The 12,198-nt window shown below is 67.3% G+C and carries 8 protein-coding genes; 4 read left to right on the forward strand and 4 right to left on the reverse strand.

The window, feature by feature from the left end; translation table 11 throughout:
- Positions 1 to 86: 86 nt before the first annotated feature.
- Positions 87 to 1,511, reverse strand: coding sequence for a DEAD/DEAH box helicase family protein (locus CRT23_RS07950; protein ID WP_103709271.1), 1,425 nt, complete (start codon positions 1,509 to 1,511; stop codon positions 87 to 89).
- Positions 1,512 to 1,693: 182 nt separating this feature from the next.
- Here CRT23_RS07950 and CRT23_RS07955 point away from each other — a divergent pair, with 182 nt between their 5' ends.
- On the forward strand, positions 1,694 to 2,335 hold the full coding sequence (locus CRT23_RS07955) for a hypothetical protein (protein ID WP_245436045.1): 642 nt from the start codon (positions 1,694 to 1,696) through the stop codon (positions 2,333 to 2,335).
- A gap of 6 nt (positions 2,336 to 2,341) precedes the next feature.
- Here CRT23_RS07955 and CRT23_RS07960 read toward each other — a convergent pair whose 3' ends face one another.
- Entirely contained in the window at positions 2,342 to 4,396 is a 2,055-nt protein-coding gene (locus CRT23_RS07960; protein WP_103709272.1) for a nitrate- and nitrite sensing domain-containing protein, read from the reverse strand.
- Between the two features lie 506 nt (positions 4,397 to 4,902).
- Here CRT23_RS07960 and uvrA point away from each other — a divergent pair.
- From uvrA to CRT23_RS07975, 3 genes are all read left to right on the forward strand, one after another.
- The gene (uvrA, locus tag CRT23_RS07965; RefSeq protein WP_103709273.1) at positions 4,903 to 7,878 is read left to right on the forward strand and encodes an excinuclease ABC subunit UvrA; all 2,976 of its coding nucleotides are present in this window, start codon (positions 4,903 to 4,905) and stop codon (positions 7,876 to 7,878) included.
- Between the two features lie 511 nt (positions 7,879 to 8,389).
- Positions 8,390 to 9,349, forward strand: a complete 960-nt coding sequence (locus CRT23_RS07970) for a transporter (protein ID WP_055953068.1) — start codon at positions 8,390 to 8,392, stop codon at positions 9,347 to 9,349.
- Positions 9,350 to 9,605: 256 nt separating this feature from the next.
- Positions 9,606 to 10,184 carry a fasciclin domain-containing protein gene (locus CRT23_RS07975; RefSeq protein WP_055953065.1) on the forward strand — a complete coding sequence of 193 codons (579 nt, stop codon included), beginning with the start codon at positions 9,606 to 9,608 and terminating at the stop codon, positions 10,182 to 10,184.
- A 94-nt stretch (positions 10,185 to 10,278) separates the two neighbouring features.
- On the opposite strand, the gene hflX is transcribed toward CRT23_RS07975, so the two are convergent.
- Both hflX and hfq read right to left on the reverse strand, forming a co-directional pair.
- On the reverse strand, positions 10,279 to 11,694 hold the full coding sequence (gene hflX, locus CRT23_RS07980; protein ID WP_055953062.1) for a GTPase HflX: 1,416 nt from the start codon (positions 11,692 to 11,694) through the stop codon (positions 10,279 to 10,281).
- Between the two features lie 113 nt (positions 11,695 to 11,807).
- Complete coding sequence (gene hfq / locus CRT23_RS07985) at positions 11,808 to 12,062, reverse strand: RNA chaperone Hfq (RefSeq protein WP_003600267.1); 255 nt, start codon at positions 12,060 to 12,062, stop codon at positions 11,808 to 11,810.
- Positions 12,063 to 12,198 lie beyond the last annotated feature (136 nt).

Below are 12,198 nucleotides of genomic sequence, written 5' to 3' on the forward strand. Positions count from 1 at the left end.
GTCGCGTGCGGGTCGTCTGCGGAGACGGGACCCTGATGGCCACAACCGTGGCGGTTCGATCCCGTTCCAGCGAAAGGCGGTCGCGCTCAGGCGGCCGCGCCGCTCTGCACCTCGGCGATGGCCTGGGCGATCGCGTCGATGAGCGCGGTGTCCTCGCCGGCCATGGCGTCCATCGAGGCCATGCGCCCGACGACGGTCGCGGCGATGCTCTCCTCCACCGTGCCCTCGGCCAGGGCGTAGTAGATCGTCGCCTGCTGTCCATCCCGATGGCAGCGGCCCTCGATCTGCGTCAGCTGGATCGCGCTGTGACGCAGGTCGTGGACGATGAGTGCGCGGGGCTTCTCGCCCCCCGGCATCTCGTGGGCGTGCAGCGAGATCGATTCCGTCACCGTGAAGACGACGGCGTCGAGCGCGCCGGTCTGAAAGGCGAGCCGCACCGCCTCGTTCGCCTCGCCGGACTGCGTGCCGGTGATCGCGTCGGCTCGCCAGCCCGCCGCCCGGAGGGCCTCCACCAGCGCGGCGGCCGTCTCCAGGAAAGCCACCGAGATCGCAACCGCGTGGCCGTCCTCCATCAGGAGATCGGCGAAGGCGGTGGTACCCGAGACCCGGAGCAGGCTCGCCTTCTGGCGGAAGCGCAGGTCCGCCGCCCATCCGGCCGGCTTGCGGGTGCTGCCGCCGAGGAGGCCCCATTCCCGGCGGAACTCGCGCCAGGTGGCGTCGTAGAGGCGGCGTTCGGACGGTGTGAGAGCGACCGCACTGAGGGCGCGTTGCACCTCAGGCCAGCCGGCGATGTCGCCGGGGCGCCGACGCAGGCCGATCGCCCGATCCCCTTTGAACAGCAGATCGGCCATCACCGTACAATCGCGCGGGTTCGCGTCCCAGGACCAGTTGGTCCAGCGGCCCTTGGCCCGGCCGATGCCGAGACGCTGCATGAGCCCCCGGAATTCTGCCAGGGTCGTGGTGGGCTGGCCCGCGGCCTCCCCCAGCAGGCGCCCGAGATAGGAGAGCTCGTGCGGGGCCTGTCCGGCCGTGGCGCTGAGATAAATCGTGAAGGCGGCCGTCTCCGCGATCTGCCGACAGACGAGGCTCTGCTGGGCGTACGGGTTCCGGATGCGGTGGCTTTCGTCGAAGATCACGAGGGGCCAGGTCCGCTTCGGTGTGCCGTGCCGGGCGAGCGCATTGTTCTTCGCGCGGGTCGAGCGTCTGTTGCTGGGGGGTGGCGGTGCCATCAGCGCCTTGGTGCGCTCGTAGTTGGTCAGCGTCACCGCCTTCTCGCCCAGACCCGACAAAGCGATCGTGCGCCGCCACTGGGGCATCGCGCCCTTGGGGCAGACGATCAGCACCTCGCGCTCGGGCATGGCCGCGACCGCACTCCAGACCGACAGGGTCTTGCCGAGGCCGGTCGTGTCGCCGAGCAGAAATCCCGTCCGGCCTGCCGCGCGGGCAGCCAGCATCGCATCGCGTGCCGATCGCTGATGCGGCCGTGGAATCAGATGTTCGCTGGCGACCATCAGGCGGTCGGTCCGAGGACGCGGTCCGCAGCGGATTTTATTCTCTTCGCGGCTCCGAAAGCATGCTCGCGAAGTCTTGGCGCAGCCCTCACCATCTTTTGAAAACCTTGGAACTGTTCAGGTTGTGCTTTTGTTAAGGGGTCATCTCGACGCGCAGTCGGGCGCCCCACTCGGAGACATCGATGCCGACGATTCCGCTCTCCGCAGCCTCGCGCGCTGTGGCCGCCCCCGTTTTCGGACTGATGATGCTCACGGTGCCGGCGAGCGCCCAGAGCGCCGATGGGAACCTGTTCGACCTGCTCTTTGCGCCCGCACGGCCGGCGCAGCAAGTGGCACCCACGCCGACGGCCGATCCCGGCTTCGACTACCAGCAGGCCCGGCGCTCGATCCGGAAGGCCACGCGTCAGCGTCCGAAGATCCGCTACGCTGCGCTTCCGAAGTCCGAGCCCCTGCAGATCAAGGTCACCGATCGCCAGACGCCCCTCGATATGAAGGCCGGGCCCGCGGCCGCCTTCATGAAGGACGAGACCCTGCGACCGGGCGACATCGTGGTGATGAAGGACGGTCCGAAAGTCTTCACCGGGCGGCGTGACGACCAGCACACCGCCCGCGATTTCGAGAGCATCGGCCGCTCCGACTTCGTCGATCGGCGAACCCGCAACCAGCTTACCGCGATGATGCTCCCCATCGGCGCCCTCCCCGCCGATCAGGCCCGCAAGGTCATGGTGCAGGCGCGTAAGGTGATGCCCGCCAGCGTCGACTCGTCCGTGAAACCGGAGCAGACGGCGATGCGCATCATCAATCCTTGGAAGACCACTCCGTAGGGCAGATCAGGCGGCCCGGACCGTCACCAGGAAGCCGTCGACTTCCCGGCGCAGGGCCGTCGCCTGACGGGCGAGATCGCTCGCGGCATTGAGCACCTGGGCCGATCCGCTCCGGGCGGATTCCGCCGCGTCACGGACACCGACGATGTGGCCGGATACCGCCCGGGTGCCCTCGGACGTCAGCACGGTATTCCGAGCGATCTCCTGCGTCGCGGCTTCCTGTTGGTCCACGGCCGCCGAGATGTCCCCCGAGATCCGGCTCAGGCGCTGGATGACATCGGTGATGCCGCCGATGGCCGTGACGGACGCGTCGGTCGATTGGGCGATCTCGCCGACCTTCGCGGCGATTTCCTCGGTTGCCCGAGCCGTCTGGGTTGCCAGGCTCTTCACCTCCGCGGCGACGACCGCGAAGCCGCGCCCCGCCTCGCCGGCCCGGGCCGCCTCGATGGTGGCGTTCAGGGCCAGAAGGTTGGTCTGTGCCGCGATGCTGGTGATCAGGCCGACGATCTCGCCGATGCTGTTCGCTGCCTGGGCGAGACGATGGACATCCCCCGCCATCCGCGCCGCGTCGCGCTCCGCTTCGCTGGCGACCGCGGTCGAGGCTTCGACGCGGTTGCCGATCTCCCGCACCGAGGCGCTCAGCTCCTCCGTCGCCGCCGCGACGGTGTCGGCCGTGGCCGCGGTTTCTGCTGAGGCGGCGGCGACGGACCCGCTCAGGGATGAGGTGTCGCTCGCGGCCTGGGTCAGGGCATAGGCCGCCGTCTCGAGCTGGCTCGCGGCGGCCGAGACCGCCTCGACGATCCCGCTGGCTTGCGCCTCGAAGCGATCGGCCAACGCCACCATCTCGGCACGGCGGGCAGCCGCGGCATTGGCGGTGAGATGGTCGGCCTCCGCGGCGATGCGCCGGCGCTCGGCGACGCTGGCCTGGAAGTCGACGGCCGCCGCCGCGATGGCGCGGACCTCGCGGGCGCCGTGCTGCGGAATCGGCCCGGACTCCTCGCCCCGGCCGATGGCCGTGAGGGAGGCGGCGATGCGGGTGAGCGGACGGGCGATGGCGGTGCCGAAGGCGAAGGCCAGGCCGCAGGAGAGGCCCAAGGTCGCGAGGCCGACGGCCATCCAGACCATGACGCTCTGTTCGGCGTCGGCCCGGGCGGCACCGGCCGCGGCGCCGAGATCCGCGGTGAGCCGGTCCTCGATCGTCTTCAGGGTATCGATGCGTTGGGTGGCGAGGCCGAACCAGGCGGGCGCATCGGTGAAGGCGAGCGGAGTGCCCGGGGGCGTGTCGAGGACGAGGCGGCGCAGACGATCGACCTCCCGGGCCGCGGGCGCCGCCTTGGCGGCATCGAGAAGGGCGGCTTGCTCCGGTACGGCCCCGAGCCGGAACAGGGATTCGTAGGTGCTCTGGCCCGCGCTGAGACCGGCCAGACGCTCGTGGCCGGCGAGATCGATCTGACCGGCACCGAAGATCGCCGAGGCCGCCGCCCGCTCCTGGCCCGCCAACTCCTTGAGCGCGAGGAACGACGAGTAGGAATTGATGCGGGCGGCGAGATCCGCGCTGGCCGCGACTTGGGAGACCTCGCGCACGAGGTCGAGCGCGTTGGCGATCAAGCCCGAATACAGCGCCATGTTCTGGGCCGGCGTACGACCGAGCCCGTCGACGGCCGTGCGGTGGGGGTCGATCGACGCCAATTGCTCGGTCAGGGTCGCATTCCGACGAGCGACGCCGGCCCCGAAGGCGGCGAGGTCGAGGCCGGTCCGGCCCGCGTCCAGGGCCGCCCGGGCCACATCGGTCCGCGCACGCTGCGCATCCAGCTCGGACCGGAACTTGTTCCCCTTGGCGGCCAGATACAGGCTCGATGCCCCGCGCTCGCGCTGGGCTTCGTGCACCAGGGCACTGATCTGGCCCGCCATGCCGACAAGCTCCTGCACATGGACCATCCGGGTCCGAGCGCCCATCCGCTCAGTAATGGCAAGTCCAACAACCATCGCAAATGCAAGGCACGGAGCGAGCGCAACTAAGAGAATCCGAAAGCGCAGCGATGAGAAGAGACCGGCGGACATCACATGAAACCTGCTTCGAAACGTTGCAGCACTGTGAGAGCAGCCGGTAAAGGTTGTGTTTCAAAATTAGCCTATGATCAATTTTTAATCATTGTCTGTCATTTTTAAGCTGGATAGGCGAGGAGTTTTCCTGGAACGTCCAGTTGTTCCGCGCTGCTGCTTCCGTCGCGGCTCCCCGTGCCGGGACGCATGATTGGTGCACGACAACGCTGCGTTCCGCATTGGAGGGAGCGGCAGGCACATGCCCAATCGCGAGGCAGGATCCGCGTAGCGCCATCGCTTCCACCCATCAGCGTCAGTTCCCGCCAGATCAATCGGCGAGGCCCCAGGTTCTGAAACCTCGGCCGAGCGCCCACGATATTGTCCGCGTACGCTTTTTGTTCTAGCTGAGGAGCGGATATGCGTGGCGCGTGCCTTGCCCGATGCGATGGCGCGCCCGACATGCCGCGGGGGGCTCTGGTCGAGTCCTGCCGCGTTCCGCGCTGAAGACGTTCCGAAGAGACTCCATGGCCAAAGCCAAAGCCGCTGCCAAGAAATCGCAAGCCGAGGCCGAGCGGGTCGAAGCCAAGATCGAGGCGTTGTTCGATGGCGCACGCGATGCCCGGGTCATCTCGGTGCGCGGTGCGCGCGAGCACAACCTGAAGAACATCGACCTGACGATTCCCCGCGATCGCCTCGTGGTCTTCACGGGTCTGTCCGGCTCCGGCAAATCGTCGCTCGCCTTCGACACCATCTACGCCGAGGGCCAGCGCCGCTACGTCGAATCCCTCTCGGCCTACGCGCGCCAGTTCCTCGAGATGATGTCGAAGCCCGACGTCGACCAGATCGACGGGCTCTCGCCGGCGATTTCGATCGAGCAGAAGACCACCTCGAAGAACCCGCGCTCGACGGTGGGCACCGTCACCGAGATCTACGACTACATGCGCCTGCTCTGGGCGCGGGTGGGCATACCCTACTCGCCCGCGACCGGACTGCCGATCGAGAGCCAGACGGTCAGCCAGATGGTGGACCGTGTACTCGCCCTGCCGGAGAAGAGCCGGCTCTACCTCCTGGCCCCTGTGATCCGCGGCCGGAAGGGCGAGTACCGCAAGGAGATCGCCGAGTTCCAGAAGAAGGGCTTCCAGCGCCTGCGGATCGACGGCGAGTACTATGCCATCGACGACGTGCCGAAGCTCGACAAGAAGCTGAAGCACGACATCGACGTGGTGGTGGACCGGATCGTAGTGCGGGCGGACATCGCGGCGCGGCTGGCGGATTCCTTCGAGACCGCCCTGGAGCTCGCCGACGGCATCGCCCTGATCGAGTTCGCCGATACGCCCGAGGGCGAGGCGCCGCGCGAGGCCATCACCTTCTCGTCGCGCTTCGCCTGCCCCGTCTCCGGTTTCACCATCGCGGAGATCGAGCCGCGGCTCTTCTCGTTCAACAATCCCTTCGGCGCCTGTCCGACCTGCGGTGGCATTAGCCACGAGATGCGGATCGACCCCGAACTCGTGATCTCGGATGCCAAGCTCAGCCTGAAGCGCGGGGCCGTCGGTCCCTGGGCGAAGTCGACCTCCCCGTATTATGGCCAGACTCTCGACGCCCTCGCCCGCCACTACGGCTTCAAGACGACCGTTGCGTGGTCCGACCTGCCCGCGAAGGCCCGGGACGTCGTCCTGTACGGAACCGGCCCGGACGCGGTCCGCTTCGCCTACGACGATGGAATGCGCGCTTACGAGGTGAACAAGCCCTTCGAGGGCGTCATCCCGAACTTGGAGCGGCGCTACAAGGAGACGGAGAGCGACAGCTCCCGCGAGGAGATTGCCCGCTTCATGAGCGAGACGCCCTGCGCCAGCTGTGGCGGCAAGCGCCTGAAGCTCGAAGCGCTCTCGGTCAAGGTCGCGATGGAGGATGTGGGCGAGATTACCGCCCTCTCGGTCCGGGACGCCCATGCGTGGTTCTCGGCGCTTCCGGGCAAGCTCACCGACAAGCAGAACGAGATCGCCTACCGGATCCTCAAGGAGATCCGCGACCGGCTGACCTTCCTGATCGATGTGGGGCTCGAGTACCTGACGCTGGCGCGCGGCTCCGGCTCACTCTCGGGCGGCGAGAGCCAGCGCATCCGCCTCGCCTCGCAGATCGGTTCCGGGCTGACGGGCGTGCTCTACGTCCTCGACGAGCCGTCCATCGGCCTGCACCAGCGCGACAACGAGCGCCTGCTCGGTACGCTGAAGCGCCTGCGCGACCTCGGGAACTCGGTGATCGTGGTCGAGCACGACGAGGACGCGATCCTGCAGGCTGACTACGTCGTCGACGTCGGCCCCGGTGCGGGCATTCATGGCGGGCAGATCATTGCCCAGGGCACCCCGGAAGAGGTGCTGAAGAACCCGGCCTCGCTCACTGCCAAGTACCTCACCGGCGAGATGAGCGTTCGGGTCCCGACCGCCCGCCGCAAGGGCCGCAAGGGCAAGCTCAGCCTCGTCGGTGCCCGAGGCAACAACCTCAAGAACGTGTCGGTGGATATCCCGCTCGGGACTTTCACCTGCATCTCGGGCGTCTCCGGCGGTGGCAAGTCGACCCTGATCATCGACACGCTCTACAAGGCGGTGGCGAAATCCCTGAACGGCGCCCTGGAGCACCCGGCGCCCTTCGAGCGGCTCGACGGGCTGGAGCATCTCGACAAGGTCATCGACATCGACCAGTCGCCGATCGGACGAACCCCGCGCTCCAACCCCGCGACCTATACCGGTGCCTTCACGCCGATCCGCGACTGGTTCGCCGGGCTTCCCGAGGCCAAGGCCCGTGGCTATCAGGCGGGCCGGTTCTCGTTCAACGTGAAGGGCGGTCGCTGCGAGGCCTGCTCGGGCGACGGCGTCATCAAGATCGAGATGCACTTCCTGCCGGACGTCTACGTCACTTGCGACGTTTGCAAGGGGCGTCGCTACGACCGCGAGACCCTGGAGGTGAAGTACCGCGAGCACTCCATCGCCGACGTCCTCGACATGACCGTCGAGGAGGCCGCCGACCTGTTCAAGGCGGTGCCCACCATTCGGGAGAAGATGGAGACCCTGGCCCGGGTCGGCCTCGGCTACGTCAAGGTCGGGCAGCAGGCGACCACCCTGTCGGGTGGCGAGGCGCAGCGGGTGAAGCTCTCGAAAGAACTTTCGAAGCGTGCCACCGGTCGCACGCTCTACATCCTCGACGAGCCGACCACTGGCCTTCACTTCCACGACGTCGCCAAGCTCATGGAGGTGCTCCACGAGCTCGTCGACCAGGGCAACACCGTGGTGGTGATCGAGCACAACCTCGAAGTCATCAAGACCGCCGACTGGGTGATCGATATGGGTCCCGAAGGCGGCGACGGCGGTGGTGTCGTCGTGGCCGAAGGAACCCCGGAGCAGATCGCCAAGTCACGCGCGAGCCATACCGGCCGATTCCTGCGCGACGTCCTCGCGCGACGGCCGGCTTCGGCGCCTGCCAAGGGCCGCGCCGCAGCCGAATAGCGCCTCGCGGGGTTGCGATACCCGGCGATTCGCCGGGTGGTGCGCTCCGAGCGTGTGGCGCGGCGCATCAACATGCCGACCGGGAGCCCGATCCGGCCCGGTCGAGAGCGCCGGACTGCGCAATGGTCCGAGGGCGCTTGCCGGATCGTCCCAGAGCGGAACCGTAACCATAACAGCTTGAGTGTTCAGCGGTATTTTGCCGTTCTGCTGCGTGGTCGGGGCGCAAAGACGCCCGCCAACCTGCTCAAAAGGTTAACAAATCCTTCCGCTGCACTGCACCAAAAATGCGACTTTTGCGCAACGGTCGGATCCGAACTGCCCCGTTTCCAAGCATTCCGCTGTCCTTCCGCGGCGTCCTGTAGAATAGTTCTCGACGTTGAGACTTGAGAACGGGCCGCAAGGGGGGCCGCCGAACCAACTGCAAACAAGCTGCGAACAAGCGGCGCATCGGCAGAATGGTTCGGACGGCTGCGTGGCGGACGCCTGAAATCCTTGGGAAGGAAGAGTAAAAATGTCGAAGAACTGGCTCGTTGCCGGAGCGCTCGCGCTCACGGTCGGCATGACCGCCACCGCATCCTACGCGCAGACCACGACGGTTCCGGGCGAGCAGGTCGGCCTGGCCACCGGCGCCCCGCTGCCCGAGGGCATCTACGCGCTGAACACGTTCGTCTATCAAAATCGCGACCGGCCGTCGGCTGTCGATGTGGGCATCAACGTTCCGGTGCTGGTCTGGTCGACCCCGTTCGTCCCCTTCGGCGGCCGCGTCGAGCTCCTCGTCGCTCCCCCGACCGTGTTCGTCTTCGGTAAGAGCGGCGGCCCCACCGGCGTGCGTGATCTGTCGATCAACGTCGGTACCTTCGTCGGCGGCATCTGGGCCTTCGATCTGGGCGGCGGCTTCGGCGTCAGCTTGCTCGGCGGTGTCTACCTGAACGAGCTGAACGGCGACCGCGGCGTTCTGGTGCAGAACAACGGTGTCCTCGGCGGCGGCGCCGTGCTGCCCCAGCTCTCGTCGAACACCTACCGCGCCGGCATCGCTGCTAGCTACACGGCCGACGGCTATAACATCACGGCTAATCTGACCGGAAACTTCTACGATTCGCCGTCGTCGTTCGGTGGTGGCCGGAACTTCGGTCAGGTCTACACCCTGTCGGACTCGCTCAACCTCGACCTGACCGCGACCAAGAAGTTCGGCAAGTTCGAGATCGGCGCCATTGCCTACGGCACGGTTAACCTCAACACCGGCCTGGGTCGTGCTGGTACTATCAACGCCGCCTTCAACGATCGTGGCCGGTTCCTGATGGGCGGCCTCGTCGGCTACGACTTCGGGCCCGTCACCGCGCAGGTCTACGTCGCCCGCACCGTCGCGACCACCAGCTTCGACAGCACCGAGATCTCGGGCCGCCTGATCGTGCCGCTGTACTCGCCGACCCCGGTCGCCGCTGCTCCCGCGCCGATCATCCGCAAGTACTGATCTGACATTCGGCGGCGGGGCCTTGTCCCGCCGCAGATGGGATCAAGCAAAGCCCGTCCGACCACGTGTCGGGCGGGCTTTCGCATGTTTGGCCGCCCGCGCGTTCCGGGGGTGGATCCGGTTCGGTGCCTCGCGGGCGAGAGCCGCCGCGTTCGCCCCCACACGCAATCCGCCTGCCGCTGAAACTTTTCCCGAACATCCTCCGTAACGGACGATGACCCCCACGAAGGGGCAATCGTTCCTAAGGATGCGCTCCATGATCACTCGTCACGCCCGTCGCCCGGTGGCTTCCAAGATCGCCGCCGTCGTCCTCGCCTTCTCCGTCGGCGCCGCCTTCCCGGTCGCGGCCTTCGCCAAGAACCCGATGGTCGGCGGTGCGCCGATGTACGCCTCGAAGAACATCGTCGAGAACGCGGTGAACTCGAAGGATCACACCACCCTCGTCGCCGCCGTGAAGGCCGCCGGCCTCGTCGACACCCTCGCCAGCCCCGGCCCGTTCACGGTGTTCGCACCCACCAACGCCGCCTTCGCCAAGCTGCCGGCCGGTACGGTCGAGACCCTGGTGAAGCCCGAGAACAAGGCGACCCTCACCAAGATCCTGACCTACCACGTGGTCCCCGGCACCTACACGGCCAAGGACCTGATGAAGCTCGCCAAGGACGGCGGCGGCGAAGCGCAGCTGAAGACGGTCGAGGGCGAGCCGCTGACCGTTCAGACCAAGGGCAAGAAGGTCTACGTGACCGATGCCAAGGGCAGCACCGCCACGGTCACCACGGCCAACGTGATGCAGTCGAACGGCGTCATCCACGTCATCAACGGCGTGCTCCAGCCCTGATCGTATCGGGCCCTTCGCTCGGCTTACGGAAACGCCCGCGATCCTGCAGGATCGCGGGCGTCACGCGTTTCGGGCCAAGCGATCGTCGCGGTCGTCAGCTCACCCGGTTGAGGCGGCGCGCGCCCTCGAATCGGTTCAGGAAGCGTGGCTCCTTCTCCGGGGCGATGCGAATGGCAAGGTGCATCGTGCCCCCCTCCTCCTCACGCCTGTCGAGCACCTCGGCGTTTTCATAGAGCCAGTGCAGCGCGGCGCCGTCCTCCGGCGGCAGGATCACCGCGAAGGTCGAGCGCTGGCGCGCGATCCGCGCCTCGATCCGTGCCGTCAGGACTCCGAGTCCCTCACCCGTCACGGCCGAGACCAGCACCGGAGCATCGCTGTCCCGATCGCTGCGCCCCTGCCCGCTGAGGTTGAGGAGGCGCGTGCGCTCATCCGCATCGAGGAGATCGGCCTTGTTCCAGACCTCGATGATGCGCGAGGCCGAGGTCTCGATCCCGAGCTCACGCAGCACCGAACCCACATCCTCGGCCTGGGCGGCACTGTCAACGTGAGACACGTCGCGGACATGGAGCAGGATATCGGCGTGGATCACGTCCTCCAGGGTCGCCCGGAAGGCGGCGATCAGGGAGGTCGGCAGCTCCGAGATGAAGCCTACCGTGTCGGAGAGGATGACGGTCTCGCCGTGCGGCAGCTTCGTCGCCCGCGCCGTCGGATCCAGGGTGGCGAACAGCATGTCCTGCGCCATCACCTGGGCCTTGGTGAGGGTGTTGAACAGCGTCGACTTGCCGGCATTGGTGTAGCCTACGAGGGCGACGATCGGGTACGGCACCCGCGCCCGGCTCTGTCGGTGCAGGCCGCGGGTGCGGGTGACGCTGTCGAGCTCGCGCTCGATCTTCGTCATCCGCTCCTGGATCATGCGCCGGTCGGCCTCGATCTGCGTCTCGCCGGGACCGCCGAGGAAGCCGAAGCCGCCGCGCTGACGCTCCAGGTGGGTCCAGGACCGGACAAGACGGCTCTTCTGGTAGGCGAGATGCGCGTGCTCGACCTGCAGCGTGCCCTCGCGGGTCGAGGCGCGGCGTCCGAAGATTTCCAGGATGAGGCCGGTGCGGTCGATGACCTTGCAGCCGAAGGCCTTCTCGAGGTTGCGCTGCTGCACCGGAGACAGGGCACAGTCCATCACCACGAGACCGATCTCGCGGGCGCGAATCACACCGGCCAGCTCCTCGACGCGTCCCTTGCCGAGATAGGTGGACGGGCGGATCCGCTGCACCGGCGCGACGATGGCCTCGACCACGTCGAGCTCGATGGCGGCCGCGAGGCCGGCAGCCTCGTCGAGCCGCGCCTCGGTGGACCGCAAGGCCTCGGGGCTGCCGTTGGTGTTGCCTCTGGCCGCAGCGGCAGCGCGGCCGAGATAGGGTCCGACGACGAGGGTGTGGGTTGCCGCCGCGATGTCACCCTCGGGGGCGGCCATCGCTTGGAGCCGGGCTTCGCCGGGCGTCATCGGTTCAGTCATGAAGTTCTTTGTTCAACCCTGTCCTGCGTGTCCCCAGGACAATGGGCGCTTGCCGGCCCTAGACAAGGGCGCGGCAAACCTTTCCCGCCGGTCCGACGCAGTTTTCCGGGTGCTCAGGCCTTTTCCGGCGCAGTCTCGTCGGGTTCGAACAGCTGGACCGGGTGCCCTGGCATGATCGTCGAGATCGCATGCTTGTAGACGAGCTGCGAATGGCCATCCCGCCGCAGAAGCACGCAGAAATTGTCGAACCACGTCACGACGCCCTGGAGCTTGACGCCATTGACGAGGAAGATCGTGAGCGGAATCTTGTTCTTGCGAACATGGTTCAGGAACGTGTCCTGGAGGTTCTGAGCGCGCTCGCCCGCCATTTTTTCTTATCCTTGGTTCGCATCGCCGCCCGCCGTGATGACGGGTTCTCGTCCGTTGGTCTCGCATGCCCCGGCGCACTGCGCCGTAGGGCACCGGGACGGGAACATTACACGTGCATCGCGGCCGCGATGCAAG

The sequence above is a fragment of the Methylobacterium sp. V23 genome (assembly GCF_002917135.1).
Taxonomy (GTDB): Bacteria; Pseudomonadota; Alphaproteobacteria; order Rhizobiales; family Beijerinckiaceae; genus Methylobacterium.

Coding starts and splice junctions, on each gene's coding strand:
- CRT23_RS07950 (WP_103709271.1), bottom strand. CDS start 1,511: ATGGTCGCCAGCGAACATCTGATTCCACGGCCGCATCAGCGATCGGCA.
- CRT23_RS07955 (WP_245436045.1), top strand. CDS start 1,694: ATGCCGACGATTCCGCTCTCCGCAGCCTCGCGCGCTGTGGCCGCCCCC.
- CRT23_RS07960 (WP_103709272.1), bottom strand. CDS start 4,396: ATGTCCGCCGGTCTCTTCTCATCGCTGCGCTTTCGGATTCTCTTAGTT.
- uvrA (WP_103709273.1), top strand. CDS start 4,903: ATGGCCAAAGCCAAAGCCGCTGCCAAGAAATCGCAAGCCGAGGCCGAG.
- CRT23_RS07970 (WP_055953068.1), top strand. CDS start 8,390: ATGTCGAAGAACTGGCTCGTTGCCGGAGCGCTCGCGCTCACGGTCGGC.
- CRT23_RS07975 (WP_055953065.1), top strand. CDS start 9,606: ATGATCACTCGTCACGCCCGTCGCCCGGTGGCTTCCAAGATCGCCGCC.
- hflX (WP_055953062.1), bottom strand. CDS start 11,694: ATGACTGAACCGATGACGCCCGGCGAAGCCCGGCTCCAAGCGATGGCC.
- hfq (WP_003600267.1), bottom strand. CDS start 12,062: ATGGCGGGCGAGCGCGCTCAGAACCTCCAGGACACGTTCCTGAACCAT.